30 protein-coding genes and 1 pseudogene are annotated in these 26,076 nt (G+C 68.8%); 17 read left to right on the plus strand and 14 right to left on the minus strand.

Annotated elements, in window-relative coordinates; genetic code table 11:
- Positions 1-2: 2 nt before the first annotated feature.
- From ALIDE2_RS17525 to ALIDE2_RS17535, 3 genes are read right to left on the minus strand one after another with little or no spacing between them, the layout of a single operon-like run.
- On the minus strand, positions 3-284 hold the full coding sequence (locus ALIDE2_RS17525; protein WP_238530046.1) for a hypothetical protein: 282 nt from the start codon (positions 282-284) through the stop codon (positions 3-5).
- 29 nt (positions 285-313) lie between these two features.
- Positions 314-856 (minus strand): hypothetical protein, encoded by a 543-nt coding sequence (locus ALIDE2_RS17530; RefSeq protein WP_013722769.1) that lies wholly within the window; start codon positions 854-856, stop codon positions 314-316.
- Entirely contained in the window at positions 831-1,262 is a 432-nt protein-coding gene (locus ALIDE2_RS17535; protein ID WP_148262983.1) for a hypothetical protein, read from the minus strand. The genes ALIDE2_RS17530 and ALIDE2_RS17535 overlap by 26 nt, the downstream gene beginning before the upstream one ends.
- A 339-nt stretch (positions 1,263-1,601) precedes the next feature.
- On the opposite strand from ALIDE2_RS17535, the pseudogene ALIDE2_RS17540 reads away from it, so the two are divergent.
- A pseudogene (locus ALIDE2_RS17540) lies at positions 1,602-2,030 on the plus strand (RraA family protein); the annotation flags it as partial.
- A 43-nt stretch (positions 2,031-2,073) separates the two neighbouring features.
- On the opposite strand, the gene ALIDE2_RS17545 reads toward ALIDE2_RS17540, so the two are convergent.
- Entirely contained in the window at positions 2,074-2,388 is a 315-nt protein-coding gene (locus tag ALIDE2_RS17545; RefSeq protein ID WP_013518271.1) for a DUF3579 domain-containing protein, read from the minus strand.
- 237 nt (positions 2,389-2,625) lie between these two features.
- On the opposite strand from ALIDE2_RS17545, the gene ALIDE2_RS17550 reads away from it, so the two are divergent.
- Entirely contained in the window at positions 2,626-3,822 is a 1,197-nt protein-coding gene (locus tag ALIDE2_RS17550; RefSeq protein WP_013518270.1) for an aspartate aminotransferase family protein, read from the plus strand.
- A gap of 16 nt (positions 3,823-3,838) precedes the next feature.
- A complete protein-coding gene (gene argF / locus ALIDE2_RS17555; protein ID WP_013518269.1) occupies positions 3,839-4,759 on the plus strand; it encodes an ornithine carbamoyltransferase in 921 nt (306 codons plus the stop codon).
- Between the two features lie 12 nt (positions 4,760-4,771).
- On the opposite strand, the gene ALIDE2_RS17560 is transcribed toward argF, so the two are convergent.
- Positions 4,772-5,305 carry a DUF488 domain-containing protein gene (locus ALIDE2_RS17560; RefSeq protein WP_013722772.1) on the minus strand — a complete coding sequence of 178 codons (534 nt, stop codon included), beginning with the start codon at positions 5,303-5,305 and terminating at the stop codon, positions 4,772-4,774.
- A 6-nt stretch (positions 5,306-5,311) separates the two neighbouring features.
- On the minus strand, positions 5,312-5,521 hold the full coding sequence (locus tag ALIDE2_RS17565) for a hypervirulence associated TUDOR domain-containing protein (protein ID WP_013518267.1): 210 nt from the start codon (positions 5,519-5,521) through the stop codon (positions 5,312-5,314).
- Positions 5,522-5,620: 99 nt separating this feature from the next.
- Here ALIDE2_RS17565 and ALIDE2_RS17570 point away from each other — a divergent pair, with 99 nt between their 5' ends.
- Entirely contained in the window at positions 5,621-5,968 is a 348-nt protein-coding gene (locus ALIDE2_RS17570) for a YkgJ family cysteine cluster protein (RefSeq protein WP_013518266.1), read from the plus strand.
- A gap of 59 nt (positions 5,969-6,027) precedes the next feature.
- Here the strand turns inward: ALIDE2_RS17570 and ALIDE2_RS17575 are convergent, their stop codons facing one another.
- Genes ALIDE2_RS17575 through ALIDE2_RS17585 form a run of 3 tightly spaced genes read right to left on the minus strand, consistent with a single transcriptional unit; the run spans position 6,028 to position 8,511 of the window.
- Complete coding sequence (locus ALIDE2_RS17575; RefSeq protein ID WP_013518265.1) at positions 6,028-6,273, minus strand: hypothetical protein; 246 nt, start codon at positions 6,271-6,273, stop codon at positions 6,028-6,030.
- Position 6,274: 1 nt separating this feature from the next.
- Positions 6,275-8,215: a ferrous iron transport protein B gene (gene feoB, locus ALIDE2_RS17580; protein WP_013722773.1), complete on the minus strand. Its 1,941-nt coding sequence runs from the start codon at positions 8,213-8,215 to the stop codon at positions 6,275-6,277.
- The gene (locus ALIDE2_RS17585) at positions 8,212-8,511 is read right to left on the minus strand and encodes a FeoA family protein (protein ID WP_013518263.1); all 300 of its coding nucleotides are present in this window, start codon (positions 8,509-8,511) and stop codon (positions 8,212-8,214) included. The genes feoB and ALIDE2_RS17585 overlap by 4 nt, the downstream gene beginning before the upstream one ends.
- 119 nt (positions 8,512-8,630) lie before the next feature.
- Between ALIDE2_RS17585 and ALIDE2_RS17590 the strand changes: the two genes are divergently transcribed.
- From ALIDE2_RS17590 to ALIDE2_RS17630, 9 genes are all read left to right on the plus strand, one after another.
- A complete protein-coding gene (locus tag ALIDE2_RS17590; RefSeq protein ID WP_013722774.1) occupies positions 8,631-8,954 on the plus strand; it encodes a YkgJ family cysteine cluster protein in 324 nt (107 codons plus the stop codon).
- Between the two features lies 1 nt (position 8,955).
- Positions 8,956-9,603 carry an arylformamidase gene (gene kynB / locus ALIDE2_RS17595; protein WP_013722775.1) on the plus strand — a complete coding sequence of 216 codons (648 nt, stop codon included), beginning with the start codon at positions 8,956-8,958 and terminating at the stop codon, positions 9,601-9,603.
- Positions 9,604-9,785: 182 nt separating this feature from the next.
- A complete protein-coding gene (locus tag ALIDE2_RS17600; protein ID WP_013518260.1) occupies positions 9,786-10,784 on the plus strand; it encodes a LysR family transcriptional regulator in 999 nt (332 codons plus the stop codon).
- The gene (locus tag ALIDE2_RS17605; protein ID WP_013722776.1) at positions 10,781-11,755 is read left to right on the plus strand and encodes an ABC transporter permease; all 975 of its coding nucleotides are present in this window, start codon (positions 10,781-10,783) and stop codon (positions 11,753-11,755) included. The genes ALIDE2_RS17600 and ALIDE2_RS17605 overlap by 4 nt, the downstream gene beginning before the upstream one ends.
- Positions 11,752-12,651: an ABC transporter permease gene (locus ALIDE2_RS17610; protein ID WP_013518258.1), complete on the plus strand. Its 900-nt coding sequence runs from the start codon at positions 11,752-11,754 to the stop codon at positions 12,649-12,651. Before ALIDE2_RS17605 ends, ALIDE2_RS17610 begins: the two co-directional genes overlap by 4 nt.
- Positions 12,648-13,622, plus strand: coding sequence for an ABC transporter ATP-binding protein (locus tag ALIDE2_RS17615; RefSeq protein ID WP_013722777.1), 975 nt, complete (start codon positions 12,648-12,650; stop codon positions 13,620-13,622). The genes ALIDE2_RS17610 and ALIDE2_RS17615 overlap by 4 nt, the downstream gene beginning before the upstream one ends.
- The gene (locus tag ALIDE2_RS17620; RefSeq protein ID WP_013722778.1) at positions 13,619-14,614 is read left to right on the plus strand and encodes an ABC transporter ATP-binding protein; all 996 of its coding nucleotides are present in this window, start codon (positions 13,619-13,621) and stop codon (positions 14,612-14,614) included. Before ALIDE2_RS17615 ends, ALIDE2_RS17620 begins: the two co-directional genes overlap by 4 nt.
- 123 nt (positions 14,615-14,737) lie before the next feature.
- Positions 14,738-16,306 carry an ABC transporter substrate-binding protein gene (locus ALIDE2_RS17625; RefSeq protein WP_013722779.1) on the plus strand — a complete coding sequence of 523 codons (1,569 nt, stop codon included), beginning with the start codon at positions 14,738-14,740 and terminating at the stop codon, positions 16,304-16,306.
- Complete coding sequence (locus ALIDE2_RS17630) at positions 16,306-17,613, plus strand: acyl-CoA thioesterase/bile acid-CoA:amino acid N-acyltransferase family protein (protein ID WP_013518254.1); 1,308 nt, start codon at positions 16,306-16,308, stop codon at positions 17,611-17,613. The genes ALIDE2_RS17625 and ALIDE2_RS17630 overlap by 1 nt, the downstream gene beginning before the upstream one ends.
- A gap of 5 nt (positions 17,614-17,618) precedes the next feature.
- Here ALIDE2_RS17630 and ALIDE2_RS17635 read toward each other — a convergent pair whose 3' ends face one another.
- From ALIDE2_RS17635 to ALIDE2_RS17645, 3 genes are all read right to left on the minus strand, one after another.
- Positions 17,619-18,671 carry an adenosine deaminase gene (locus tag ALIDE2_RS17635; protein ID WP_013722780.1) on the minus strand — a complete coding sequence of 351 codons (1,053 nt, stop codon included), beginning with the start codon at positions 18,669-18,671 and terminating at the stop codon, positions 17,619-17,621.
- A gap of 92 nt (positions 18,672-18,763) precedes the next feature.
- A complete protein-coding gene (locus ALIDE2_RS17640; RefSeq protein ID WP_013518252.1) occupies positions 18,764-19,117 on the minus strand; it encodes a cupin domain-containing protein in 354 nt (117 codons plus the stop codon).
- A 38-nt stretch (positions 19,118-19,155) separates the two neighbouring features.
- Positions 19,156-19,950 carry an IclR family transcriptional regulator gene (locus ALIDE2_RS17645; RefSeq protein ID WP_013518251.1) on the minus strand — a complete coding sequence of 265 codons (795 nt, stop codon included), beginning with the start codon at positions 19,948-19,950 and terminating at the stop codon, positions 19,156-19,158.
- Positions 19,951-20,153: 203 nt separating this feature from the next.
- Between ALIDE2_RS17645 and ALIDE2_RS17650 the strand changes: the two genes are divergently transcribed.
- From ALIDE2_RS17650 to ALIDE2_RS17665, 4 genes are read left to right on the plus strand one after another with little or no spacing between them, the layout of a single operon-like run.
- Positions 20,154-20,924, plus strand: a complete 771-nt coding sequence (locus tag ALIDE2_RS17650; RefSeq protein WP_013518250.1) for an ABC transporter substrate-binding protein — start codon at positions 20,154-20,156, stop codon at positions 20,922-20,924.
- A gap of 26 nt (positions 20,925-20,950) precedes the next feature.
- Positions 20,951-21,616, plus strand: coding sequence for an ectoine/hydroxyectoine ABC transporter permease subunit EhuD (gene ehuD, locus ALIDE2_RS17655; protein WP_013722781.1), 666 nt, complete (start codon positions 20,951-20,953; stop codon positions 21,614-21,616).
- A complete protein-coding gene (locus tag ALIDE2_RS17660) occupies positions 21,613-22,359 on the plus strand; it encodes an amino acid ABC transporter ATP-binding protein (RefSeq protein ID WP_013518248.1) in 747 nt (248 codons plus the stop codon). The genes ehuD and ALIDE2_RS17660 overlap by 4 nt, the downstream gene beginning before the upstream one ends.
- Positions 22,356-23,654: an NAD(P)/FAD-dependent oxidoreductase gene (locus ALIDE2_RS17665; RefSeq protein WP_013518247.1), complete on the plus strand. Its 1,299-nt coding sequence runs from the start codon at positions 22,356-22,358 to the stop codon at positions 23,652-23,654. The genes ALIDE2_RS17660 and ALIDE2_RS17665 overlap by 4 nt, the downstream gene beginning before the upstream one ends.
- A 50-nt stretch (positions 23,655-23,704) precedes the next feature.
- Here ALIDE2_RS17665 and ALIDE2_RS17670 read toward each other — a convergent pair whose 3' ends face one another.
- Both ALIDE2_RS17670 and ALIDE2_RS17675 read right to left on the minus strand, forming a co-directional pair.
- Positions 23,705-24,871, minus strand: coding sequence for a BMP family ABC transporter substrate-binding protein (locus ALIDE2_RS17670; RefSeq protein ID WP_013518246.1), 1,167 nt, complete (start codon positions 24,869-24,871; stop codon positions 23,705-23,707).
- 40 nt (positions 24,872-24,911) lie between these two features.
- Positions 24,912-26,057 carry a BMP family ABC transporter substrate-binding protein gene (locus ALIDE2_RS17675; RefSeq protein WP_013518245.1) on the minus strand — a complete coding sequence of 382 codons (1,146 nt, stop codon included), beginning with the start codon at positions 26,055-26,057 and terminating at the stop codon, positions 24,912-24,914.
- Positions 26,058-26,076: the final 19 nt, after the last annotated feature.

Here is a 26,076-nt window from a genome sequence, read left to right on the forward strand (position 1 = left end):
CCTTAATGGGTACGCCCAACCACGTGTGATTGCGCATACTTGTTGCGTAACGCTTTATCGGTCCTTGCCCGATACAGCTTCCGCCATCCGTCCAACGCCGCCACCTGGTCGACGTCCAGCTCCGGGTCGAACAGGTGCAAAGTCGTCGTGAGCGCTGTCGCCTGTTGTTCCAGCAGCGTCCGCCGGCGCGCCAGCTCAACCGGAGCTCCCGCCTCGGCCAGCCACTCGTCCACAAAAGCCAGCTCTCCCTTGACCTCACCCAGCTTCTGGGCGAGCTTGGTCAACGTGGTCTGCGTCCGAGTGCGCGTCAACGTCAAGGCCATGCGTGCTCCCGCGCGTGTTCTGCTTGCGCAACGACATCGGCGTACGCCGGCTCTGGCGGCACCCACCGCCACACCCCCGCTCTATGCGGCACACCCTTGTAGTCGTGCAGCCGCTCTGCCTCCCCCTGGGCCAGCAGCGTGCGCAGCGCTGTACGGAGGCTGTTGTTCCGGAACTTGCCACGCTGCGCGGGGGTCGCGTGCACCAAGCCAAAGGCCTCTTCGGCCGCTAGCGTCAGCGCCGCCGTGTCCAGCGCCGCGGGGTACGCCTCCTGCAGGACCTTCCGAACCCACTTGATGCAGTTGCCGCGTCCGCCATACCGGGTGTGCCCGTGTACGGCCAGCACAGGCGCTTCTGGAACGGCAGGCGCGACTTGGCTGTAGACGTTCTCCAAAGCCGCAAGCAGATTGACCAAATGAGCCTTTCGGGCCAGCAGGCGACCCAGCTCGTCCTCGAGAGCCTGCAGCTCTCCCGTCACCACGGCGCGCTCATTGAGTAGCCACTTTTGTTCAGGAGGAGTGCGTGTCACGGACATCGTAGAACCCTGCCTGAGCTATCAGGTCTTGAAGTGTGGGCTCGTCCACGGCGCGCCAGACCTTCGGGCGACGGCCTCCGCGCGAGTCCCTGGCCACTTCGACCAACCGATTGCGCTGCAGATGACGAAGCGACCAGGTAATGGTGTCTCTGAAGCGCTTTCGTGCGCCGGGCGGATGCAAGTCGATATCGAAGTGCAATGCGGCACGGTCCATCAAGGTCAGGGTATCGACGCCGCTTTCTCCGGCGGACTGCAGTTGCTCACGAATAAAGGCGGTGAGCCCGCCAAAAGAACCATACTTACCGGCATGCGCGTGAACCGTTCCCGCTGCCGCAGGGTTCAGGGCGGGAGAAAACAGCGCCATCGTTTGGTCCAGCGCACTTATGCGGGCGTGCAGCGTGGTCATCTCGACCTGGAGCGCTTGGATAGACCGCTGGCGGCGGTCGAGCTCACCACAGAGCATGGCGCGCTCGTTGAGCAGCCACTTCAGGTGTGGCGAGGTACGGCTGCAATCGGGTGTTGAATTGGGCACGAAGGTAAGGCATCAGGAAACGATACCTTCGTGAAGCAAGAGCTGCTGCTCAAAAATTAAGCAAAAAGACCCTCAAGGAGCCTTTCGTGCGGGCGTTTGGTCATCTGCTTATTAACACCCTTTTGCGCGGTCAGGATCGCAAGGGCGCCGAGAGGGCCGTGCTGGCCCGCGCAATCACCTCGAACCCCACGTCCTGCGCGGATGTCACGGCGGCGCGCCGCCTCGGCCGGCGGCATCCTCGTCGCGCGCCTCATGAAGCGCGGCGTGGCCGGCGTGGTCACCGACGGGGGCTTCCGCGACAGCCCGGACATCGCCCGCTACAGCATGCCCGCCTACCACAGCCGCCCCAGCGCCCCCACAAACCTGACGCTGCACGAGGCCATCGAGATCAACGGACCCATCGGCTGCGGCGACGCACCCGTGTTCCCGGGCGACGTGATCGTGGGCGATGCCGAGGGCGTGGTCGTGATCCCCGCCCACATGGCCGACGGGATCGCCGCCGAGGCCACCGAGATGACCGTGTTCGAGGACTTCGTGCAGGAAAAGGTGATGGAGGGCCGTTCCATCCTCGGCCTGTACCCGCCCATCGACGAGCGGACGCGCACCGACTTCGCCGCCTGGCGCCAGGCCTGCGGGCGCTGACGCCCTGCGTCCCGGCCATGGGCCAAAAGAAAAGCCTGAAGGGTCAGGCTTTGGGATCGGGGAGCAGGCAGGCCTCGACGACCTGCAGGTTGTTGTCCTTGGCGAAGTTGAGCACGAAGTCCCATGCCATGGGCTCATAGGCCTGCAGTTCGCGGTTGACCACCACGCATTTCACGCCATTCATCGCCGTGGGAACGCACCAGGGGGAATAGCTCAGGTGGCTGCCGGGCCGCGCGCCGCCCGGGCGGAACTGGCTCATGACCCCGGCCAGCCGCTCGGCCCAGTCGCTGGGTCGGAAGGTTCTCCCATCGTGGGTAATGCCTTGGATGAAGACTTCTTTGGAGGTGGGAGCAACCATCGGGTTCGGGTCGTGAAGGGGGCGCGGGCCTTGTGCGCTCGCGTGGGGCCGATTCTAACTCTTATATAAGAGCTGGCCCTCCAAGCCCCCGCCCGCCCTGCCCCCATCGGCCCGCGCGCGCATGACTGTGATGCGCATTCTTCAATGGTGGGCGCGGGGCCACCCCCTAGAATCGGGTCTTCCTTTTCCGGCCCGCCAGGGCACGTGATTGTTCCGCTCTTGTCAGGAGAAGTCCGCATGACCGCATTGATCGAGGCTGCCTCGCCCCACGTGATGAACACCTATGGCCGCGTGCCCATCGCGCTCGAACGAGGCCAGGGCGTGCGCGTGTGGGACGTGAACGGCAAGCAGTACCTCGACGGCCTGGGCGGCATCGCCGTGAACACGCTGGGCCACAACCACCCCAGGCTGGTGCCCGCACTGCAGGAGCAGATCGCCAAGCTGATCCACACCTCCAACTACTACCACGTGCCCGGGCAGGAGGAGCTCGCCCGGCTGCTGACCGGGCGCGCCCGCATGACCAACGCGTTCTTCTGCAACACGGGGCTGGAGGCCAACGAGTGCGCCATCAAGATCGCGCGCAAGTACGGCGTGGACAAGGGGATAGAGAAGCCCGAGATCGTGGTCTATGACCATGCCTTCCACGGCCGCTCCATCGCCACCATGACGGCCACGGGCAACCCCAAGGTGCGCAACGGCTTCGGCCCGCTGCTGGAGGGCTTCATCCGCGTGGCGCCCAACGACATCGAGGCGCTGCAGGAGGCCACCGAGGGCAACCCCAACGTCGTCGCCGTGCTGATGGAGCCCATCCAGGGCGAGGGCGGCCTGCACCCGATGCGCGTGGAATACCTGCAGCAGGTGCGCAAGCTCTGCGACGCGAACGGCTGGCTGCTGATGCTCGACGAGGTGCAGGCCGGCATGGGCCGCACCGGCAAGTGGTTCGCCCACCAGTGGGCCGGCATCGTGCCCGACGTGATGACGCTGGCCAAGGGCCTGGGCTCGGGCGTGCCCGTGGGCGCGGTGCTGGCGCACGGCGCCGCCTCCGAAGTCCTCAAGCCCGGCAACCACGGCTCCACCTTCGGCGGCAACCCGCTGGCCATGCGCGCCGGCGTGGAGACCATCCGCATCATGGAGGAGGAAGGGCTGCTGCAGAACGCGGCCGACGTGGGCGCGCACCTGAAGGCGGGGCTGCAGCAGGCGCTGGGCTCCGTCCCCGGCGTGAACGAGGTGCGCGGGCAGGGCCTGATCATCGGCGTGGAGCTGGACCGCCCCTGCGGCGTGCTCATCGACCGCGCGGCGCAGGCCGGCCTGCTGCTGTCGGTGACGGCCGACCGCGTGATCCGCCTGGTGCCCGCCCTCACGCTGACGCGCGCCGAGGCGGACGAAATCGTCGCCCTGCTCACTCCGCTGGTGCAGGCCTTCCTGGCCGAATGACAGAGAGCCACCGCATATGAAGCACTACCTGCAGTTTGCCGACCTCGGCGCAGACGAATACAACTACCTGTTCTCGCGCGCCGCCATCATCAAGGGCAAGTTCAAGAGCTACGAGAAGTACCACCCGCTGGCCGACCGCACGCTGGCCATGATCTTCGAGAAGGCCAGCACGCGCACGCGCGTGAGCTTCGAGGCGGGCATGTACCAGATGGGCGGCAGCGTGGTGCACCTGACCACGGGCGACAGCCAGCTCGGCCGCGCCGAGCCCATCGAGGACAGCGCACGCGTCATCAGCCGCATGACCGACCTGGTCATGATCCGCACCTTCGGGCAGGACAAGATCGCGCGCTTCGCCGAGTTCTCGCGCGTGCCCGTCATCAACGGCCTGACCAACGAGTTCCACCCCTGCCAGATCATGGCGGACATCTTCACCTACATAGAGCACCGCGGCAGCATCACCGGCAAGACCGTGGCCTGGGTGGGCGACGGCAACAACATGGCCAACACCTGGCTGCAGGCGGCCGACCTGCTGGGCTTCACGGTGCACGTGAGCACGCCCGGCGGCTACGAGGTTGACGAGAAGCTCGCCTTCGGCGGCAAGCCCCACCGCCCCGGCTGCTACAAGGTCTTCGCCAACCCCATGGACGCTTGCCGCGACGCCGATCTGGTGACAACCGACGTGTGGACCAGCATGGGCTACGAGGCCGAGAACGAGGCGCGCCGCAAGGCCTTCGCCGACTGGTGCGTGGACGCCGAGATGATGGCCGTGGCCAAGCCCGACGCGCTGTTCATGCACTGCCTGCCCGCCCACCGCGGCGAGGAGGTGATGGCTGACGTGATCGACGGCCCCCAATCCGTCGTCTGGGACGAGGCGGAAAACAGGATGCACGTGCAAAAGGCACTCATGGAGTACCTTTTGCTCGGCCGGATTGCGTAAGGCGCTACGACGCTAAGGCAGGGGATAGCTCACCGTCCCATCCTCCGCGACCACGGCCCCCGGCGTCAGCCGCGCCGGCTCCACCCGCCCTGGCGCCATGATGTGGAACACGGCCCGCCCCCGGGCCAGCAGATGGTCGGCCACGATGCGCCGGTGGCAGCGCCACCACAAGGCCTCGGCGCACATGAGGGCGCAGCGCCGGTCCTGCCCCAGCGCCAACAGCTGCTCGAGCCCCTCGTGGAACGCTGGCGTGCCCGCATGGTCGGCATAGCGGTGGAAGCTCGGGTTGCGCCACAGGCCGTTGCGCCCGGGCGGCACGCCAGCCGTCCTGCCGCGCAGCCCGCCCAGCGCGGCCAGGTGCAGGTAGGAGATGCCATGCCCCGCGAGCGCCGCGCCCAGGCCGTCGCCATCGAATTGCGGCTGCGCGCGTGAGCGCGGCATCTTGCGGATGTCGACGAGGCATGCCACCCGAGCCTCGCGCAACAGGGCGATGAAGTCCTCCAGGCTGCGGTTCGAGTGGCCTATGGTGAAGAACGGCTGCGCCACGGTGCGTCACAGCCGCTGGAGCACGCTGCCGCGGTGGGCTGCGATGTGTTCCGTCTTGTCGCTGCGGATCTCGTACTGCGGGTCGTCCGGCGTGGCGCGGCGGGGGTGGCCCTTGTAGTCGAAGTCGCTGGTGTGCACCGCGATGATGCGCCCGGACACGCGCCCGGCCTCCGAGTTCCAGCTCACGTGGTCGCCCACCTTGAATCGTTCGCTCATTTGTGCACCTCCTGGGGCATTCATGCGTTGCTCACAAGGCCGCCCCGCCCCTCGGCACTATACCGATGGGGCCACGGGCCGCCCATCAGCCCTTGCACCATGCCAGAACCCCTACATCCCTGCCTGACCTGCGGCGCCTGCTGCCACGAGTACCGCGTCGAATTCCCCGTCTACGAACTGCAATCCATGGGCGGCAGCGTGCCCGACGCGCTGGCGCACGAGGTCAACGGCAACCGCTGGCGCATGAACGGCACGGGCCAGCGCCCGGTGCGCTGCGTGGCGCTCGTCGGGCGCTGCGGCGAGCAGTCGGTCTGCAGCATCTACGCGCAGCGCTCGTCCACCTGCCGCAACTTCGAGATGGGTTCACAGCGCTGCAACGAGGCACGCCAGCGCCATGGCCTGCCACCGCTGGATACGCCCTGGGACGAGTTCCCGCTGGCGGCGTGACACCTGAAATTTGAAGAAAAACGGGCTCCAGGACTCACCTGGAAAGCGCTTTCAGCTATTTATTTGGAAGCATGAAAGCGGCGCTCAGCCCGGCCTTGCACGGGCGGCTCCGCCGTCGGCCCCTGCGCCGCGGAGCACCCGCCACAGCTGCTGCAGCCATCGCCGCTACCGCAGCCGCCCGGCCCCTGCGCCAAGCTTGGGTGCACGCGGCCCAGGCGCTGGCGCCAGGCGGCGGGCAGGTAGCGCCAAGCCACGTAGGCCACGGCGGCGGCGACGATCAGCACGACGATGAGTTCCTGCAGCATGTCAACCTCCGTGGAATGCCAGCGCGATGCGGTAGGTGATGAAGCTGGCGCCGTAGGCCAGCGCGAACAGGTAGACCGTCATCACCAGCGGCCAGCGCCAGCCGTTGGTCTCGCGCCGCACGGCCGCTATCGTCGAGACGCACTGCGGCGCGAAGATGAACCACACGAGCAGCGACAGCGCCGTGGCCAGCGACCATTGGCTGGCCAGCATGGGCGCGAGCTGCGCGGCCGTGTCGTCGGCCGTGGCGGCGATGGCGTAGACCGTGCCCAGAGCGCTCACCGCCACCTCGCGCGCGGCCATGCCGGGCACCAGGGCGACGCTGATCTGCCAGTTGAAGCCTATGGGCGCGAAGATCGTCTCCAGCATGCTGCCCAGGCGCCCCGCAAGGCTGTATTCGATGGCCGGGCCCGCGGCGCCCTCGGGCGGAGCCGGGTAGGTCGAGAGGAACCACAGCAGCACGGTGACGGCCAGGATGATGCCGCCCACGCGGCGCAGGAAGATGCCCGCGCGCTCCCACAGGCCCAGGGCCAGGTTGCGCACGCTGGGCCAGCGGTAGGCCGGCAGCTCCATGAGCAGCGGCGTGGCTCCGCCGCCACCCCCATCCCAGTTGCGGGCCAGCCGCGCCACGGCGGCGACCAGCATGGCGCTCACGATGCCGCCCAGGTACAGGCCGAACAGCACCAGGCCCTGCAGGTTGAACAGGCCGGCCACGGTGCGCTCGGGGATGAAGGCCGCGATCAGCAGCGCATACACCGGCAGGCGCGCCGAACAGGTCATGAGCGGCGCGATCAGGATGGTGACGAGCCGGTCGCGCCAGTCGGGGATGGAGCGCGTGGCCATGATGCCGGGCACGGCGCAGGCGAAGCTCGACAGCAGCGGGATGAACGAGCGCCCCGACAGGCCCACCACGCCCATCACGCGGTCCAGCAGGAAAGCAGCGCGCGGCAGGTAGCCGGACTCCTCCAGCGCCAGGATGAAGAAGAACAGGATCAGGATCTGCGGCAGGAACACCACCACGCCGCCGGCACCGGCGATCACGCCATCGGCCAGCAGGCTGCGCAGCGGCCCCTCGGCCATGTGGGCCTTGAGCCATTCGGCCAGAGCGCCGGTGGCGCCCTCGATCCAGCCCTTGGGCACCTCGGCCCAGCTGAACACGGCCTGGAACATCAGGAACAGCGTCGCCGCCAGCAGCAGCATGCCCCACAGCGGATGCAGCACCACGGCGTCGATGCGGTCGTCGCGCTGCAGGCGCAGCGCTGGCTCGCGCACGGCAAGGCCCATGATGCGGCGCACCTCCTGGTGCAGCCGCTGCACGCGCTGGGGCTGGTCGTCCTCCAGGGCGTTGACGGGGGGCAGTCCAGCGGATAGCGCGGCCGCGGCGGCCGGCTGCGGCGCGGCGCGCGGCGGCTCGGCCTGGTCCAGCCAGCGCAGCAACTCGTCGGCCCCGTCGGAGCGCACGCCCACGGTGGCCACCACGGGCATGGCCAGTTCGCGCGCCAGCACCTCGCGGTCGATCTCTATGCCCTGGCGCCGGGCCATGTCGCTCATGTTCAGCACCAGCACCATGGGCAGGCCCAGTTCGCGCGCCTCCAGCACCAGGCGCAGGTTCAGGCGCAGGTGGGTGGCATCGGTCACGCACACCAGCAGCTCGGGCACGCTCTCGCCGGGGCGCCGGCCGGTGACCACGTCGCGCGTGACGGCCTCGTCCAGGCTCTGGGCATGCAGGCTGTAGGCGCCGGGCAGGTCCAGCACGCGCACGCGCCGCCCGCCGGCGGTGGTGCACACGCCCTCCTTGCGCTCCACCGTCACGCCGGCGTAGTTCGCCACCTTCTGGCGCGCACCCGTGAGCACGTTGAACAGCGCCGTCTTGCCGCAGTTAGGGTTGCCCAGCAGCGCGATGTGGGTGAACGATGCAGCCGCTGCCGCCTGGGTCCTGCTCATGCCGCCCCCTCCGCGGCGCCCACATGCACCAGGATCTGCGCCGCCTCGTGGCGGCGCAGCGCGAAGGTGGCCTGCCCCACGCGCACGGCCAGCGGGTCGGCCGTGGGAAAGCCCTTGGCGATCACGCTGACCGGCTCGCCGGGCAGAAAGCCGATCTCCATCAGGCGCAGGACCATGGCACGCGTAGGCGCATCCTGCGCCTGCCGCAGCCCGGCCACGGTGGCCGCCACGCCGCGCGGCAGGGTGTCCAGCCCTTGCGGCTGTCCGTGGGCAATGCCCTTGCCTATCTGTTGCATGTTTACGGACTGAACGAATAAAAGTAATTCTCATTTTAATGCAACACCATCCCCAGGGTCCGGTTCGTCACGGTGCCCACGACCCTGCACAATCGCTGCCTTTGGCCTGCCCTGCCACCATGACACTCCATCCCTGCCTGAGCTGCGGCGCCTGCTGCACCAGTTTCCGCGTCGATTTCTCGGTGCACGAGACCGAGGATCTGGGCGGCAGCGTGCCCCGGGGCCTGGCGGTGGAGGTGACCGAGCACACCGCCCGCATGCGCGGCACTGACCATGCCCGGCCGCGCTGCGCCGCGCTCACGGGCCAGGTGGGCCAGCGCGCGGCCTGCGGCATCTACGAATGGCGCCCCTCGCCCTGCCGCGAGTTCGAGGCCGGCAGCGAGGCCTGCAACCGCGCGCGCCGGCGCTACCAACTGCCGCCGCTCGACGGCCCGGTGCTCTGACATGACCCGTGCAAACCCGCCCCGGCTGTGGGACATCTCCGCGCCCGTGCATGCGGCCAGCCCGGTGTATCCGGGCGACGCGCCCTACCGCCAGCAGTGGAGCGCGACCATCGGCCCGGACAGCACCGTGAACGTGAGCTGCCTCATGCTGTCGCCGCACGTGGGCACGCATGCGGACGCGCCGCTGCACTACGACAACGACGGCGCGGCCATAGGCGCCGTGCCGCTGGACGCCTTCATTGGCCCCTGCCGCGTGGTCCACGCCATGGGCTGCGGCCCGCTGGTGCAATGGCGCCACATCGCCCATGCGATGACCGCCGACCTGCCGCCGCGCGTGCTGCTGCGCACCTACGCGCGCATGCCCGTGGACCGCTGGGATGCCAGCCTGACCGCCTGCGCCCCCGAGACCCTGGAGCGCCTGGCCGACGCCGGCGTGGTGCTCGTGGGCATCGACACGGCCAGCGTCGATCCCGCCGACAGCCGGCGGCTGCCCAGCCACCAGGTGCTGCGCCGGCGCGGCCTGCGCGTGCTGGAGAACCTGGTGCTGGACGCCGTGCCCGAGGGCGACTACGAGCTCATCGCCCTGCCGCTCAGGCTCGTCACGGCCGATGCCTCGCCCGTGCGCGCCGTGCTGCGCGCGCTGGCATAAGTTTCAAGCAAAACTGGCACATAACGCGCACCCATAAAGCGCTGGCAGCTATCAAAAAAATAGTCGTCGCACCGCGGCTGGCTGCCAGCCATGGGCCCGGGTAAGGGTATGAACTTATGCCCACTTAATATTTATAAAACATATGATCCCTGGCGAAGAATGCCTACTTTGCATAGACCGCCATGGAATTGCGCCAGCTCGAAGCCTTTGCCGCCGTGATGTCCACGGGCAGCGTCACCGCTGCCGGGCTGCTGCTCGGGCGTTCGCAGCCGGCCGTCAGCCGGCTGGTGCAGGAGCTGGAGGCCGAGATCGGCTACGAGCTCTTTGCGCGCAACGGGCCACGCGTCACGCCCACCGAGCAGGGGTTTCTGCTGTACGAGGACGTGGAGCATGCGCTCACCGGGCTGCAGCAAATACGCCGCCGCGCCAAGGAGATCGAACAGGGGCTGCGCCGGCCGGTGCGCGTGGTGGCCACGACCGCCCTGGCCGCGGGGCTGGTACCGCAGGCGCTGGCCCGTATCGAGGACGGCGGCGCCATGGGCGCCATACAGCTGCGCAGCGCGGCGCCCGAACGTGTGGTGCATGACGTGCTGTGCGGCGCCGCGCACCTGGGCGTGACCAGCCTGCCGCTGGAGCACCGGGGCCTGCAGGTGCACTGGATAGGCCAGGCCGCCTGCGTGGCGGTGCTGCCCGCATCCGATCCGCTGGCGCGACTGGAGCGGGTGCCGCTGGCGGCGCTGGCGCAGCGGCAGATCGTGACCATGACCAATCCCTACCGGCTGCGCCACCGGCTCGATGCCGAGTTCGCCGAGGCCGGCGGCGCGACGCCGCGGCTGATCGAGACCAACTCGTCGTTGAACGCGATGATGATGGTGCGGGCGGGCCTGGGCGTGGCCGTGCTGGAGCCGGTGACGGCCCATGGCGTACCGCTCGCCGGCGTGGTCACCCGCGCGCTCGACACCGATATTCCCTTTCTGTTCGGCGTGGTCACGCGGCAGGCCGCGCCGGCCCAGCCTTCCATGGATGCGCTGATGGCGGCGCTGGCCGATGCGGCCGCGGCGCTGCTGCCCGGCTTCATGCTGCACGACGCCGCCGCGCATGGCGCGCTGCTGCAGCAGGCGGCACAGGACCTTGCCAGGTCGGGGCCGGCCGAGCCCGTGCAGACCGGAGGCGCGGCATGACCGGCTGGCTCCTGCGCCGCCTGGCCCAGGCCGCGGTGGTCGTCGTGCTGATGACCATCATCGTCTTCGCGGGCCTGCACGCCATCGGCAACCCGGTGGACATCCTGATCGGGCAGGACGTGGACCAGGTGGAGCGCGCGCGCATCATCGCCGAGCTGGGCCTGGACCAGCCGCTGTGGCGCCAGTACCTGGCGTTCGTGAACGGCGCGCTGCACGGCAACCTGGGAACGAGCTTCGTCTACAACGTGCCGGCCGTCACGCTGATACTGCAGCGCCTGCCGGCCACGCTGGAGCTGGCCATCGCCGCGCTGCTCATCGCGGTGGCCGTCGGCGTGCCGCTGGGGCTGTTCGCGGGGCTGTTCCCAGAGCATCCGCTGTCCAAGCTGCTGATGGCGGGCAGCATCGTCGGCTTCTCGCTGCCCACGTTCTGGGTGGGGCTGATGCTGATCATGGCCTTCAGCGTGGGCCTGGGCTGGCTGCCGGCCAGCGGCCGCGGCGAAACGGTGCAGCTGCTGGGCGCGCAGTGGTCGTGGCCCACGCTCGACGGTCTGCGGCACCTGCTGCTGCCGGCCATCAACCTGTCGCTGTTCAAGACCTCGCTGGTGATGCGGCTCACGCGCGCCAACGTGCGCGAGGTGATGCCCATGGAGTTCGTCAAGTTCGCGCGCGCCAAGGGCCTGTCGCCGATGCGCGTGGTGCTGGTGCACGTACTGCGCAACACGCTGATACCGCTGGTGACGGTGCTGGGGCTGGAGCTGGGCTCGACCATCGCGTTCGCCGTGGTCACCGAGAGCATCTTCGCCTGGCCCGGCGCGGGCAAGCTGATCCTGGACAGCATCAACGCGCTGGACAGGCCCGTCATCGTCGCCTACCTCGTCGTGGTGGTGTGCCTGTTCGTCACGCTGAACCTGATCGTGGACATCCTGTACAAGGTGCTGGATCCGCGCGTGCGGCTGGAGGGCGCGGCATGAACACGGTGGCCCTGAAGCACGAATCGCCCTGGCGGCGCAACGCCGGCGAGTTCTTCGCGTCGAAGACCGCGGTGCTGGGCCTGGGCGTCGCGGTGCTGCTGATCGCGGCGGCGCTGCTGGCGCCGTGGATCACGCCGCAGAACCCTTACGACCTGAACCAGCTCGACGTGATGGACGCGCGTCTGGCGCCGGGTGCGCTCAATGGCGAGGGCACGTTTCACTACTGGCTGGGCTCGGACGGACAAGGGCGCGACCTGTACTCGGGCATCCTGTACGGCCTGCGCATCAGTCTGCTGGTGGGCGTGGGCTCGGCGCTGATCGCTGGCGTGCTGGGCACGCTGCTGGGCCTCCTGGCCGCGTATGCGGGCGGCAAGACCGACGCGCTCATCATGCGCGTGGTCGATCTGCTGCTGTCCTTCCCCTCGATCCTGGTGGCGATGATGATCCTGGCCTACCTGGGCAAGGGCGTGGGCAACGTGGTGCTGACGCTGGTGCTGCTCGAATGGGCTTACTACGCGCGTACCGCGCGCGGCCAGGCGCTGGTGGAGCGCCGGCGCGAGTACGTGGAGGCGGCGCGCTGCCTCGACATCCCGGGCTGGCGCATCATGCTGCGCCACATCCTGCCCAACTGCCTGCCGCCGCTGATCGTGATCGGCACGCTGCAGATCGCGCGCGCTATCACGCTGGAGGCGACGCTGAGCTTCCTGGGCCTGGGCGTGCCGGTGACCGAGCCCTCGCTGGGCCTGCTGATCGCCAACGGCTACCAGTACATGCTCTCGGGCGAGTACTGGATCAGCTTCTACCCCGGCATCGCGCTGCTCGTCACCATCGTGGCCATCAACCTGGTGGGCGACCGGCTGCGCGACGTGCTGAACCCGAGGACGCGCCGACAATGACGATCGTCCCCACGCTGCAGGTGCGCAACCTGCAAACCCATTTCCACACCCGCGCCGGCGTGCTGCGCGCGGTGGACGGCGTGTCGTTCACGCTGGCGCGCGGCCGCATCCTCGGGCTGGTGGGCGAGTCCGGCTCGGGCAAGTCGGTCACGGGCTTTTCCATCATGGGGCTGGTCGATCCGCCGGGCCGCGTGGTGGGCGGCGAGGTGCTGTTCCAGGGGCGCGACCTGACGAAGCTGCCGCCGCGCGAGATGCGCGCGCTGCAGGGTAGCCGCATCGCGATGATCTTCCAGGACCCGATGATGACGCTCAACCCCGTGCTGCGCGTCGACACGCAGATGATCGAGGCGGTGCGCGCGCACGAGCGGGTCAGCCACGCCCAGGCCCGCGAGCGCGCCCGCGACACGCTGGGCCTGATGGGCATCCCCAGTCCCGACGAGCGGCTGCTGGCCTACCCGCACCAGCTCTCGGGCGGCATGCGCCAGCGCGTGGCCATCGCCATCGCCATGCTGCACCGGCCCGACCTGATCATTGCCGACGAGCCCACGACGGCGCTGGACGTGACCATCCAGGCGCAGATCCTGTCCGAGGTGCAGAAGCTCGCGCGCCAGCAGGGCACGGCGCTGATCTGGATCACGCACGACCTGTCGGTGGTCGCGGGCCTGGCCGACGAGGTGGCGGTGATGTACGCCGGCCGCATCGTCGAGCACGGCCCGGTGGACGCGGTGCTCGACGCGCCGCTGCACCCCTACACGACGGGGCTGATCGGCAGCCTGCCGAGCAACAACCGCCGGGGCCAGCGCCTCAGGCAGATTCCGGGCATGACGCCCAACCTGCTGGACCTGCCCGCGGGCTGCGCCTTCGCCGCGCGCTGCCCGCGCGCGGGCGAGTCCTGCGCGCAGCAGCCCGGCCTGACGGAGCCCAGGCCGCAGCGCCTGGTGCGCTGCTTCTACCCGATGGAGGCCGCATGACCGAGACCCCCGCCGCCATCGAACTGCGCCAGGTCAGCAAGCGCTTTGGCGAACGCAAGCCCGGCCTGCTGGACAGGCTGGGCCTGGCCAGGCCACCCGCGGTGACGCGCGCCGTCGACCACGTTGACCTGCACGTGGCCGAAGGCGAGGTCGTGGGCCTGGTGGGCGAGTCGGGCTGCGGCAAGTCCACGCTGGGGCGCCTGGCCGCGGGGCTGCTCGCGCCATCGGACGGCGAGGTGCTGGTCGGCGGCCGGCGCATGGCCGACATGGACGCGCGCCAGCGCCACGCGGCGCGCATGCGCGTGCAGATGATCTTCCAGGACCCGTACGCCAGCCTGAACCCGCGCATGCGGGTCGACGAGATCGTCGGCGAGGCGGCGCGCATCCACGGCCTGGTCGATGCGGCCGGCTTCGACGACTACGTGTGCGCGCAGATGCGCCGCGCCGGGCTCGACCCGGCCTTGCGCCACCGCTACCCGCACCAGTTCAGCGGCGGCCAGCGCCAGCGCATCGGCATTGCGCGCGCGCTGGCGGTGCAACCGCAGGTGCTGGTCTGCGACGAGGCGGTGGCGGCGCTGGACGTGTCGATCCAGGCGCAGATCCTGAACCTGTTCATGGACCTGCGCCAGGCGCTGGGCCTGACCTACCTGTTCATCAGCCACGACCTGGGCGTGGTCGAACACCTGTCCGACCGCGTGGTGGTGATGTACCTGGGCCGCGTGATCGAGACCGCGCCGGTGGAGGAACTGTTCGGCCGCCCCAACCACCCCTACACCCAGGCGCTGCTGGCCGAGGTGCCCAGGATGGGCGCGCGCCACAAGACCTACAGCGCCATCCAGGGCGAGATACCGAGCCCGCTGCACCCGCCGCCGGGCTGCCACTTCCACCCGCGCTGCCCGCATGCCATGCCACGCTGCAAGGTGGAGGCGCCGCAGCTCAAGGGCATCGCCATCCGCCATCTCAGCGCGTGCCATTTGAACGATGGCTCCTGAAAAAGTGAGCTGCTACGGCACGCCAATAAAGGATTTCAGGCTGTTTTTATATTGAAATTATTGTATGGCAAGCGCCAGCAGCTATGTTTTTTGATGTGACCGCATTCTGACCAGGAGATCGCCATGAAGCGCTTGATTCTTTCCGCCCTGACCGCCTCGCTGCTCGCCGCCGGCGCGGCCGCCCACGCGCAGACGCTGAGCATCGGCTTCGCCGACCCGCTGTCGTCGCTGGACCCGCAGCTCAACAACCACGCGGGCGACCGCTCGGTGGACCTGCATTTCTGGGACCTGCTGGTGGAGAACAAGGCCAACCGGCTGCAGCCCGGCCTGGCCGAGAGCTGGAAGAACCTGGACCCCAGGACCTGGGAGTTCAAGCTGCGCAAGGACGTCAAGTGGCACGACGGCAAGCCCTTCACCGCCGATGACGTGATCTTCTCGTACCAGCGCGCGCGCAACGTGCCGGGCAGCGTGGCCACCTTCGCCGGCTACCTGCGCACGGTGGAGTCGGTCACCGCCAAGGACCCGCACACCCTCGTCATCAAGACCAACATCCCCAACCCCGACCTGCCGCTGAACCTGGCCTCGGTGCACATCGTCAGCAAGCATGTGGGCGAGAAGGCCGCGACGGACGACTACAACGCCGGCAGGGCCGTGATCGGCACCGGGCCGTACAAGTTCGTCTCGTACACGCCGGGCGACCGCGTGGTGATGACGCGCAACGACGCCTACTGGGATGGCAAGCCGTATTGGGAGAAGGTGAACTACCGCTACATCAACAACGCCGCCGCGCGCACCGCCGCGCTGCTGGCGGGCGACGTGGACGTGATCGACAAGGTGTCCGTGTCCGACCTCGCCAGGCTCAAGCAGTCATCCAACATCACCGTATTCCCGTACGACGGCCTGCGCGTGATGCTGCTGCAGCCCAGCTTCAACCCGGCGCAGAGCCCCTACCTCACCGACAACGCCGGCAACCCTTTGCCGAAGAACCCGCTGCTGGACCAGCGCGTGCGCCAGGCGCTGAGCATCGCCATCAACCGCAAGGCCATCACCGACCGCATCCTGCAGGACACCGCCACCGAGGCCAACCAGTGGATGCCCAAGGGCACCTACGGCTACAACCCCGAGATCAAGAACATCGCCTTCGACGCCGCCCAGGCCAAGAAGCTGCTGGCCGACGCCGGCTTTCCCGAAGGCTTCAAGCTGACCATGCACGTGCCCAACGACCGCTACCCGCAGGGCCCCGAGACCGCGCAGGCCGTGGCGCAGTTCTGGACGCGCATCGGCGTCAAGACCCAGGTGGAGGTGGTGCCTTGGTCGGTGTACTCCGGCCGGGCCAACAAGAACGAATACGCGATGAGCATGCTGGCCTGGGGCAACGGCACCGGCGAGGCCAGCTACGCGCTGGTGAACGTGCTCGCCACGGTGGACAAGGCCAAGGGCCTGGGCGCATCGAACTGGGGCCACTACAGCAACCCGGCGGTGGACAAGGCGCTGGCCGAATCGACGGCCGAGTTCGACACGGCCAGGCGCGAGGCCATCCTGCGCGCATCGGCCAAGGTGGTGTCGGACGACGCGGGCATCATTCCGCTGTTCCACTACCGCAACGTATGGGCCGCGAAGAAGGGCCTGAAGGTGACCCCGATGACCAGCGACCGCACCGCCGCGATGATGGTCACCAGGGACGGCAAGTAATGGCCGCGCATGTCCTCTGCGTCACCCCGGCGGATGCGCTGATCGACGTGCCGCGCAGCATCCGCGTGGAGCGCCTGGCGCCGGGGCAGCCCGTGACGGTTGCCGCCAGCACGCGGCGCAGCGGCGTGCAATGGCGCAGCGAAGCCAGCTTCGAGGCCGGCGCCGACGGCGTGGTGGACACGGCGCGCGACGCACCCGTGTCCGGCAGCTATTCGGGCGCGAGCGGCATGGGCCTCGTCTGGTCGCAGGCGCCGGTGGGCTCGAAGAGCCGCGAGCTCTTCAACCAGCCGGTGGCCGAGCCGCTGGTGACCGAGATCACCGCCAGCGCGGGCGGCGCGCAGGCCAGGGCCACGCTGGTGCAGCGCCTGGCCGCCGACGGCGTGACCCGCCGCGAGCTGCGCGAGGACGGCCTGGTCGGCACGCTGTACCTGCCGCCGGGGCCGGGCCCGCACCCGGCGGTGATGGTCCTGAACGGCTCGGGCGGCGGCATCAACGAGCCGCGCGCGGCGCTGTATGCGTCGCGGGGCTTCGCGGCGCTGGCGCTCGCGTACTTCAAGGCGCCGGGCCTGTCCGACTACATCTCGAACACGCCGCTGGAATATTTCCAGAAGGGCCTGCAATGGATCCGCCGCGAGGTGCGGCCGCTGCACGACTTCGTCGCGGTGAGCGGCCAGTCGCGCGGCGGCGAGCTGGTGCTGCTGCTGGGCGCGACCTTCGCAAGGCAGGTCTCCGCCGTGGTCGCCTATGTGCCCAGCGCCTTCGTGCACAGCGGCCAGAACGCCTGCGACCCGAAGATCGGCCGCGAAGGCCCGACCTGGCTGCTGAACGGCAAGCCGCTCGCGCACCTGTGGGAGAACAACCGCACCGCCAGCTGGGCCCCGTTCGATGAAGGCCCCGAGCCGCACCGCCATGAGCGCGCGATCCGCACGGCGCTGCAAGACCCAGGGGCGCTGGCGCGTGCGCGCATCCCGGTGGAGGCGATCGAGGGCCCCGTCATGCTGCTCTCGGGGACGGACGATGGCTCCTGGCCCTCCAGCGTCTTCTCGCGCATGGTGCGCGACAAGCTCGCCGAAGTGCGGCATCCGCACGACGTGCAATGGCTCGATTTCGAGAACGCCGGACACGCGATTCTTTTCCCCTGCGTGCCGACCACACAGCTCGTCTATGCGCACCCGGTCTCGGGCAAAGTCAGCACCGGCGGCGGCAACCCGGCGGACAACGCCCGGGCCGACGAGCAATCGTGGGCCGGCGTGCTGCAGTTCCTGCGCGACGCCGTGGCTGCGCGGGGGGCATCGCAGCCGTCGTAATCCAGTCAGCCGCGCCCGGCATGGCGCGCGAAGCATTCCTCCAGCCGGTGCTGCCAGGCGCGCTTGTCGGCCGCCGCGGCAAAGCTGGCCTCGAAGCTGTTGCCGGCGAGCTGCCAGGCGTCGCGCGCCGTGAGCGCGGGCAGCGCGGCGAAGGTCTGGGTGAAGTTGTCGTTGACGTAGCCGCCGAAATAGGCCGGGTCGTCGGAATTCACCGTTGCCACGAGCCCGGCATCGAGCAACTGCTTGAGGTTGTGCCGGGACAGGTCGGGGAACACGCACAGCTTCTGGTTGGACAGCGGGCACACAGTGAGCGGTATGCGCTCCTGGGCCAGCCGGAGCATGAGCGCCGGGTCGTGCACAGCCTGCACGCCGTGGTCTATGCGTTCGGCCTTGAGCACGTCGAGCGCGCCCCAAATGTAGGCCGGCGGCCCCTCCTCGCCCGCATGGGCGACCACGTGCAGGCCCAGTTCGCGGCAACGCGCGAACACGCGCGCGAACTTCTCGGGCGGGTGGCCCAGCTCGCTGCTGTCCAGGCCCACGCCGACGATGCGGTCCAGCAGCGGCATGGCCTGCTCCAGCGTGGCAAAGGCGTCGTCCTCGCTCAGGTGGCGCAGAAAGCTCAGGATCAGCGATGCCGAGATGCCCTGCTCGGCACGCGCATCGGCGCAGGCGCGGTACAGGCCGTTGATCACCGCCTCCATCGCCACGCCGCGCGCGGTGTGCGTCTGCGGGTCGAAGAAGATCTCCGCGTGCACCACGTTATCCCCGGCTGCCCGGGCAAGGTAGGCGCGGGCCATGTCGTAGAAATCCTGCTCGTGCAGCAACACGCTGGCGCCCGCGTAGTAGATGTCCAGGAAACTCTGCAGGTCGGTGAAGGCGTAGGCGCGGCGCAGTTCCTCCACGCCGGCATAGGGCAGCGCGACACCGTTGCGCCGGGCCAGGGCGAAGATCATCTCGGGTTCGAGCGAACCTTCGATGTGGATGTGCAGCTCGGCCTTGGGGCTAGCGGCCAGCAGGCCGGGCAGGCGTTCGGGGGGAATGGGGGGCAGCTTGACCATCAGCGGACTCCGAAGGTGATGCCGCCGGCCAGACGACGGCGGCGGCAGGCCGATGATGCCTTCATCGCGGCGGCGCGCAACTCCCGATGGGTTCAGACCATCACGTAGAGCTTGCGTACCGTTTCGCGGATTTCCCACACGCCGCGCGTGTCGGGCGGAAAGAACAGCGTGTCGCCCGCGCGGAACTCCACCGGCGCGGCGCCCTCGGCCTCGGGCATGAAGCGCCCCGCCCCCGCGAGGATGTGCATCACCTCGCCCGAGGCCACCTGCCGCTGGAAGCGACCCGGCGAGCATTCCCACAGCCCCATGTCGCTATCGGGCCGGCCGTCCAAGCGCACCTCCAGCCCCCGCAGTGCGCAGGCGGGCGTGCTCAACGGCACCGTGACCGGCCCCCAGTCCTGCAACTGCGGCGTGGTGGCGCTCTGCGCGATGACCTGGATTCCCATGGCGTGACTCCTTCAACAGGGATGAAAGTGCGGCGCGCTCAGAGCGCGCGCACCGAGTTGCTCAGCGACCGCGCGCAGGCCAGCAGCGCGGGGCCCAGGCGCCGCTCCGCTTCCTCGGGCGTCCATCGGCTCGTGGGGGCAACGATGTGCACGGCGGCCACCGGACGGCCGTGGCTGCCGATCACGGGCGCGCCCAGCGTCATGTCGCCCAGGAACAGTTCCTCGCGGTTCACGGCAAAGCCGCGCTGGCGCGCCTGGTTCAGCTCAGCCAGGATGGCGGCCTCGTCGGTGATGGTGTGGCGGGTATGGGCCACGCGCTCGCTCGCGCGCAGCAGCTCCAGCGCCTCGCCGTCCGGCAATGCGCTGAGCCAGGCACGGCCCGAGGCCGTGCAGTACATGGGGATGCGGCTGCCGATGGGCATGTGCACCGGCACGAACTGCGCGCTGATGAATCGCGCCACGTAGACCATCTCCAGCCCGTCGGCCTCGGTGAGGCAGCTGGTCTCGGTCGTCGCGTTGGTGAGCTCCGAGAGATAGGGGTTGGCCAGGTCGATGACCGGATTGGCCGCGAGGTAGTTGTAGCCGATGCGCATCACGCGCGGCGTGAGCTGGTAGCGCCGCGTCTGCGGGTGCTTGCGCACGAAGCCGAGCTGCTCGAGCGTGAACACCATGCGCTGCGCCGAGCTCTTGCTGATGCCCGCCGCCGACGCCACGTCGGCCAGCGTCATGCTGCGCCGCTGCGCACTGAAGGAGCAGAGCACCGCCAGCCCCTTTTCCAGCGACTGGTTGAACAGGGGGTTCGTCTCTTCATCGGGCAGCGCAGAGGTATTCATGGGCCGGAGTATAGCTTTTGCACCTTTAAATATCGAATATCGATTCAATTAAATCTTTTAGTGGTTTTCATCTATTCATTAAAGATTTATTTGAATTGATCATTGCCGCTTTCTTGCAGCACCTTGCCCCACGGAAACGCACCGGGACCGATCCCCGGCGCCCCGGAAGGCCTTCCCCCTTGGTCGTCACAGGAGTCAACACCATGCACCGCTTCATCCGCCGCCTTCATCACATCGCCCTGGGCTTCTGTGCCGCCGGCGCCGTCACGCTCGCCGCGGCGCAAGGCGCCGCGCCCGCCACCTATAACGTGGGGGCCACGGCCACGGGTATTCCGTTCACCTTCCTGGACGTGAAGACCAACAGCATCCAGGGCATGATGGTGGACACCATCCAGGCCGTGGCCAAGGCCGGCGGCTTCCAGGTGAACGTGCAGCAGACCGTGTTCTCGGCGCTGATTCCCTCGCTCACGTCGAACAAGATCGACATCGTCTCGGCCGCCATGCTCAAGACGCCGACGCGCCAGCAGGTGGTGGATTTCAGCGATCCCGTCTATTCCTACGGCGAGGGCCTGATCGTCAAGGCCGACGATGCCAAGGCCTACGCCACGCTCGACGACCTCAAGGGCGAGATCGTCGGCGCCCAGGTGGGCACGGTGTTCCTCGACATGCTGCAGAAGAAGGGCATCTTCAAGGAGGTGCGCAGCTACGACTCGGTGGCCGACATGACGCGCGACCTCGCGCTCGGCCGCATCAAGGCGGGCCTGGGCGACCAGCCCATCATCGCCTACCAGATCCGCCAGAACACCTTCCAGGGCGTGAAGCTGGCCGAGGGCTACAAGCCCTCGAACGTGGGCGACGTGTGCCTCGTGGTGCGCAAGGGCGACACGGCCACGCTCGAACGCCTGAACAAGGCCATCGCCGCGATCAAGGCCGACGGCACGCTCGCGCAGATCGTCAAGAAATGGGGCATCTGAGCCCCGCCACCGTCCCTTAACACGCCATGCAAGCCTTCCTGCAGCATGCGCGCGAGTTCCTGCCCATCCTGCTGCAGGGAGCGGTGGTCACGGTGCAGGTCACCGTGCTGTCGTTCCTGCTGTCCAGCGCGATCGGGCTGGTGCTCGCGCTCGGCAAGCTCTCGCCCGTGCGCGCCGTCTCGGTGTGCGCCTCCACCGTCATCAACGTGATCCGCGGGCTGCCCATCATCGTGCAGCTTTTCTACATCTACTTCGTGCTGCCAGACATCGGCATCCAGCTCTCCGCCTTCCAGGCCGGCGTGATCGGGCTGGGCATCGCCTACTCGGCCTACCAGGCCGAGAACTTCCGCGCCGGCATCGAGGCCGTGGACCCGGGCCAGCGCGAGGCCGCGCTCGCCATGGGCATGCGCCCCGCGCTGCTCATGCGCCGCGTGATCCTGCCGCAGGCCTTCCGCATCGCGCTGCCGCCCTACGGCAACACGCTGGTGATGATGCTCAAGGACTCGTCGCTGATCTCCACCATCACCGTGGCCGAGATGACGCGCGCGGGCCAGCTCATCGCCTCGTCCACCTTCCAGAACATGACCGTGTACACCCTGGTCGCCCTGCTCTACCTTGCCATGAGCCTGCCGCTGGTCTGGAGCCTGCGGCGGCTGGAGCGCCGCTTCGGCGCGGGAAGGAAAGCGCCATGATCGAGATCGACCGCCTCGAGAAGGCCTACGGCGAGCACCGCGTGCTGCAGGGCGTGAGCCTGCGTGTGGAGCGCGGCGAGGTCGTGTGCCTCATCGGCCCTTCGGGCTCGGGCAAGTCCACGGTGCTGCGCTGCATCAACGGCCTGGAGTCGTACCAGGGCGGCGAGGTGCGCGCCTTCGGCGAGCGCGTGGATAACCGCGCACCTTCCATCCACAGGCTGCGCAGCCGCATGGGCATGGTGTTCCAGCGCTTCAATCTGTTTCCGCACCGCACGGTGATCGAGAACGTCATGGAAGGCCCCGTGTACGTGAAGGGCGAGGCGCCCGCCAAGGCCCGCGCCGAGGCGCTGGAGTTGCTGCGCAAGGTGGGCCTGGCCGACAAGGCCCAGGCCTGGCCCGCGCAGCTCTCGGGCGGCCAGCAGCAGCGCGTGGCCATCGCACGGGCTCTCGCCATGAAGCCCGAGGCCATGCTGTTCGACGAACCCACCTCGGCGCTCGACCCCGAGCTCGTGGGCGACGTGCTCGAAGTCATGCGCCAGCTCGCTGGCGAAGGCATGACCATGATCGTGGTGACGCACGAAATGGGCTTCGCGCGCGAAGTGGCCGACCGCGTGTGCTTCCTGCACAGCGGCAGCATCGTCGAGGAAGGGCCCGCCGCGCAGGTGCTCGGCGCGCCGCGCCATGCGCGCACGCAGGACTTTCTGCGCCGAGTGCTGCATGCGCCCGCAGGAGGTGCGGCATGAACACCCGCTCCATTGCATCGCACCCCGCGGCTCCATCGCTGTGGGCCGCCACGGCGCCCGCGGCGCCCGACACCCCCGCGCTCGGCGCATCGGTCTCCACCGACGTGCTCGTCGTCGGCGCGGGCTATACGGGCCTGTCCACCGCGCTGCACCTGGCAGAGAGCGGCGCCCGCGTGTGCGTGCTCGACGCGCACGCGCCCGGCTGGGGCGCCTCGGGGCGCAACGGCGGGCAGGTCAACCCCACGCTCAAGTACGACCCCGACGACCTGGTGCGCATCTACGGCGCCGAGCGCGCCGAGCCGCTGATCGACACCGTTTCCCGCTCGGCAGACCTGGTGTACGGCCTCATCGCGCGCCACGCCATCGACTGCGCCCCGGTGCGCGCGGGCTGGCTGCAGGTGGGCTACACGCAGCATGCCGTCGACGGCATGCATGCGCGCGCGCGCCAGTGGGAGCGGCGCGGCGTGCGCGTGGAGATGCTCGACCGTGCCGCCGTGGCCGCGCGCATCGGCACGCCGGCCTTCGCGGGCGGCTGGCTCGACGGCCGCGCGGGCGGCGTCCAGCCGCTGGCCTATGCGCGCGGCCTCGCTCGCGCGGCCCAGGGGCTGGGCGTGCAGGTGCACGGCGGCTCGCCCGTGGTGGCGCTGGAGCGCCAGGGCATGCACTGGATCGCCACCACGGCGCAGGGCCACCGCGTGCAGGCGCAGCAAGTGGTGCTGGGCACCAACGGCTATACCGACGGCCTGTGGCCCGGGCTGGCGCGCACGGTGCTCGCGGCCAACAGCTTCATCGTGGCCACGCGCCCGCTCGGCCCGGCGGGCGACGGCATCCTGCCCGGCGGCGAGACGGGCTCGACCTCGCAGCGGTTGCTGCTGTACTTCCGCAAGGACGCACAGGGCCGGCTGCTCATGGGCGGGCGCGGCCATTTCGCCGACCCGCAGGGCCCGCAGGACTTCTCGCACCTCGAACGCGCGGTCGCGCTGATGTTCCCGCAACTCGGCCCCCTGCAGTACGAATACCGCTGGGCCGGCCGCATCGCCGTCACGCGCGACTTCATGCCCCACCTGCACCGGCCCGCGCCGGGTATCACCATGGCGCTGGGCTACAACGGCCGCGGCATCGCCATGGCCACGAGCCTGGGCAGGCACGCAGCGGCGCTGGTGGCCGGCAGCAGTGCGGCGGCCTGCCCGTTCCCGGTCACGCCCGTGCAGCCTATTCCCCTGCATGGACTGCAGCGTTTCTACATCGCGGCCGGCGTGGCCTGGTACAGCCTGCTGGATCGGCTGGGCGCATGAAAAAGGGCCGCCCATCCGGGCGGCCCTTTCGGCGCTGGAAGCCCTGCGGCCTACTTCTTCTCGCCCCCCGGCACCTGCCCCTCCACGCCCTTGACGTAGAAGTTGATGCCCGTGAGGAACTTGTCGTCGGCCACGGCATCCTTTTCCAGCACGGTCTTGCCGGTGTTGTCCATGATGGGGCCCTTCCAAATCGCGAAGCTGCCGTTCTTCAGGCCGTTCTTGGCCTCATCGACCTTGGCCTTGATCTCGGCGGGCACGTCCTCGGCGATGGAGACGAGGTCGATCGCGCCCTCCTTCACGCCCCACCAGCTCTGGCCCGTGCTCCAGGTGCCGTCGAGCACGTCCTTGGTCGCCTTGATGTAGTACGGCGCCCAGTTGATCACGGCGGATGCCAGGTGGGCCTTGGGGCCGTAGGCGGTCATGTCGCTGTCCCAGCCGAAGGCGCGCTTGCCTTTCTCCTGCGCGGTCTTGAGCACGGCGGGCGAGTCGGTGTTCTGGAACAACACGTCGGCCCCGCCGTTGATCAGGCTGGTGGCGGCCTCGGTCTCTTTCGGGGGGCTGAACCATTCGTTGACCCAGACCACCTTGGTCTTGACATTGGGGTTCACGCTCTGCGCGCCCAGGGTGAAGCTGTTCAGGTTGCGCAGCACCTCGGGAATGGGCACCGACCCCACCACGCCCAGCGTGCCGGTCTTGGTCATGGCGCCCGCGATGATGCCCGCGAGGTAGGCGCCCTCGTAGGTGCGGCTGTCGTAGGTGCGCACGTTGGCGCTGGTCTTGTAGCCCGTGGCGTGCTCGAACTTCACGTCAGGGAATTCGGCGCCCAGCTTCTGCATCACGTCCATGTAGCCGAAGGTGGTGCCGAAGATCAGCTTGTCGCCCTGCGTGATCATGTCGCGCAGCACGCGCTCGGCGTCCGGGCCCTCGGGCACGCTCTCCACGTAGCTGGTCTGGATGCGGTCGCCGAACTCGGCCTGCAGCTTCTTGCGCGCCTGATCGTGGGCATACGACCAGCCGCCGTCGCCCACGGGGCCGACGTAGGCGAAGCCGATCTTCAGAGGCGCGGGCTTTTCCGCGGGCTTTTCCGCGGGCGCCGCCGCCGGCGCGGGGGCGGCAGGCGCGGGCTCTTCTTTCTTGCCGCAGCCCGCCAGGGCCGCAGCGGCGACGGCGGACAGAGCCGCCAGCTTGAACAGGGAACGCTTGTGCAGGTCAGTCATATGGCCAGTCTTTCAGAGTATTGACGGGGAGGAAACGCTCTCACTTGCCCTCGGTGCCGGGCACCTTGCCTTCCACGCCGGCGACGTAGAAGTTGATGCCGGTGAGGAACTTCAGGTCGGCCGCCTGGCCGGCCGCCAGCAGCTCCTTACCGGTGTTGTCCTTGATGGGGCCGGTCCAGACGGCGAAGCTGCCGTCCTTCAGGCCCGCGCGGGCCTTCTCGACGCGGTCCTTGATTTCTTGCGGCACATCGTCGGCGATCTTCCTGAGGTCGATGGCGCCCTCCTTCACGCCCCACCAGAAGGCGCCGCCCTTCCATTGGCCCGCCAGCGTGTCGTCGACCACCTTGGAGTAGTACGGCGTCCAGTCGATGACGGCCGAGCCCAGGTGGGCCTTGGGCGCGAAGGAGCTCATGTCGCCGTCCTTGCCGAAGGCGCGGGCGCCGCGTTCCTCGGCGGTCTTGAGCACGGCGGGCGAGTTAGTGTTCTGGTACATCACGTCCACGCCGCCGTTGATCAGCGTGCTGGCCGCCTCGGCCTCCTTCGGGGGGTTGAACCATTCGTTGACCCAGACCACCTTGGCCTTGATGCCAGGGTCCACGCTCTGTGCGCCGAGCACGAAGCTGTTGATGTTGCGCACCACCTCGGGAATGGGCACCGAGGCCACCACGCCCACCGTTTTGGTCTTGGTCATGCCGCCGGCGACGATGCCCGCGAGGTAGGCACCCTCGAAGGTCTTGGTGTCGTAGGTGGCCACGTTGTCGGCCTGCTTGTAGCCGGTGGCGTGCTCGAACTTCACGTCCTTGAGGTCGGCTGCCGCCTTCTGCACGAACTCCTGGTAGCCGAAGCTCGTGGCAAAGACCAGCTTGTTGCCCTGGGCCGCCATGTCGCGCAGCACGCGCTCGGCGTCGGCGCTCTCAGGCACGCTCTCGACGAACGAGGTCTCGATCCTGTCGCCGTATTTTTCCTGGATGGCCTTGCGCCCCAGGTCGTGCTGGTAAGTCCAGCCGCCATCGCCTATGGGACTCACGTACATGAAGGCGATCTTGAGCTTGTCGGCCGCTGGGGCCGGTGCCGGCGCCGCGGCGGGGGCCGCCTCTTCCTTCCGGCCGCAGCCGGCCAGGGCCGCGAGTGCCATGGCCGACAGGGCCGCCGTCTTGAGCAGGGTGCGTTTGTTCAGGGAATTCATTGCGATGGTCAACGGATAG

The organism is Alicycliphilus denitrificans K601 (assembly GCF_000204645.1).
GTDB classification, from domain to species: domain Bacteria; phylum Pseudomonadota; class Gammaproteobacteria; order Burkholderiales; family Burkholderiaceae_C; genus Alicycliphilus; species Alicycliphilus denitrificans.

What these genes read in the sequence shown, in the direction of transcription:
- ALIDE2_RS17640 (WP_013518252.1), bottom strand. Translation starts at nt 19,117, where the DNA reads ATGGGAATCCAGGTCATCGCGCAGAGCGCCACCACGCCGCAGTTGCAG.
- ALIDE2_RS17565 (WP_013518267.1), bottom strand. Translation starts at nt 5,521, where the DNA reads ATGAGCGAACGATTCAAGGTGGGCGACCACGTGAGCTGGAACTCGGAG.
- ALIDE2_RS17585 (WP_013518263.1), bottom strand. Translation starts at nt 8,511, where the DNA reads ATGCAACAGATAGGCAAGGGCATTGCCCACGGACAGCCGCAAGGGCTG.
- ALIDE2_RS17635 (WP_013722780.1), bottom strand. Translation starts at nt 18,671, where the DNA reads ATGGTCAAGCTGCCCCCCATTCCCCCCGAACGCCTGCCCGGCCTGCTG.
- ALIDE2_RS17625 (WP_013722779.1), top strand. Translation starts at nt 14,738, where the DNA reads ATGAAGCGCTTGATTCTTTCCGCCCTGACCGCCTCGCTGCTCGCCGCC.
- ALIDE2_RS17600 (WP_013518260.1), top strand. Translation starts at nt 9,786, where the DNA reads ATGGAATTGCGCCAGCTCGAAGCCTTTGCCGCCGTGATGTCCACGGGC.
- ALIDE2_RS17630 (WP_013518254.1), top strand. Translation starts at nt 16,306, where the DNA reads ATGGCCGCGCATGTCCTCTGCGTCACCCCGGCGGATGCGCTGATCGAC.
- ALIDE2_RS17570 (WP_013518266.1), top strand. Translation starts at nt 5,621, where the DNA reads ATGCCAGAACCCCTACATCCCTGCCTGACCTGCGGCGCCTGCTGCCAC.
- ALIDE2_RS17675 (WP_013518245.1), bottom strand. Translation starts at nt 26,057, where the DNA reads ATGAATTCCCTGAACAAACGCACCCTGCTCAAGACGGCGGCCCTGTCG.
- ALIDE2_RS17670 (WP_013518246.1), bottom strand. Translation starts at nt 24,871, where the DNA reads ATGACTGACCTGCACAAGCGTTCCCTGTTCAAGCTGGCGGCTCTGTCC.
- ALIDE2_RS17620 (WP_013722778.1), top strand. Translation starts at nt 13,619, where the DNA reads ATGACCGAGACCCCCGCCGCCATCGAACTGCGCCAGGTCAGCAAGCGC.
- argF (WP_013518269.1), top strand. Translation starts at nt 3,839, where the DNA reads ATGAAGCACTACCTGCAGTTTGCCGACCTCGGCGCAGACGAATACAAC.
- ALIDE2_RS17645 (WP_013518251.1), bottom strand. Translation starts at nt 19,950, where the DNA reads ATGAATACCTCTGCGCTGCCCGATGAAGAGACGAACCCCCTGTTCAAC.
- ALIDE2_RS17535 (WP_148262983.1), bottom strand. Translation starts at nt 1,262, where the DNA reads ATGACCACGCTGCACGCCCGCATAAGTGCGCTGGACCAAACGATGGCG.
- ehuD (WP_013722781.1), top strand. Translation starts at nt 20,951, where the DNA reads ATGCAAGCCTTCCTGCAGCATGCGCGCGAGTTCCTGCCCATCCTGCTG.
- ALIDE2_RS17615 (WP_013722777.1), top strand. Translation starts at nt 12,648, where the DNA reads ATGACGATCGTCCCCACGCTGCAGGTGCGCAACCTGCAAACCCATTTC.
- ALIDE2_RS17605 (WP_013722776.1), top strand. Translation starts at nt 10,781, where the DNA reads ATGACCGGCTGGCTCCTGCGCCGCCTGGCCCAGGCCGCGGTGGTCGTC.
- ALIDE2_RS17530 (WP_013722769.1), bottom strand. Translation starts at nt 856, where the DNA reads ATGTCCGTGACACGCACTCCTCCTGAACAAAAGTGGCTACTCAATGAG.
- ALIDE2_RS17660 (WP_013518248.1), top strand. Translation starts at nt 21,613, where the DNA reads ATGATCGAGATCGACCGCCTCGAGAAGGCCTACGGCGAGCACCGCGTG.
- ALIDE2_RS17545 (WP_013518271.1), bottom strand. Translation starts at nt 2,388, where the DNA reads ATGGTTGCTCCCACCTCCAAAGAAGTCTTCATCCAAGGCATTACCCAC.
- ALIDE2_RS17575 (WP_013518265.1), bottom strand. Translation starts at nt 6,273, where the DNA reads ATGCTGCAGGAACTCATCGTCGTGCTGATCGTCGCCGCCGCCGTGGCC.
- kynB (WP_013722775.1), top strand. Translation starts at nt 8,956, where the DNA reads ATGACCCGTGCAAACCCGCCCCGGCTGTGGGACATCTCCGCGCCCGTG.
- feoB (WP_013722773.1), bottom strand. Translation starts at nt 8,215, where the DNA reads ATGAGCAGGACCCAGGCGGCAGCGGCTGCATCGTTCACCCACATCGCG.
- ALIDE2_RS17650 (WP_013518250.1), top strand. Translation starts at nt 20,154, where the DNA reads ATGCACCGCTTCATCCGCCGCCTTCATCACATCGCCCTGGGCTTCTGT.
- ALIDE2_RS17590 (WP_013722774.1), top strand. Translation starts at nt 8,631, where the DNA reads ATGACACTCCATCCCTGCCTGAGCTGCGGCGCCTGCTGCACCAGTTTC.
- ALIDE2_RS17610 (WP_013518258.1), top strand. Translation starts at nt 11,752, where the DNA reads ATGAACACGGTGGCCCTGAAGCACGAATCGCCCTGGCGGCGCAACGCC.
- ALIDE2_RS17550 (WP_013518270.1), top strand. Translation starts at nt 2,626, where the DNA reads ATGACCGCATTGATCGAGGCTGCCTCGCCCCACGTGATGAACACCTAT.
- ALIDE2_RS17665 (WP_013518247.1), top strand. Translation starts at nt 22,356, where the DNA reads ATGAACACCCGCTCCATTGCATCGCACCCCGCGGCTCCATCGCTGTGG.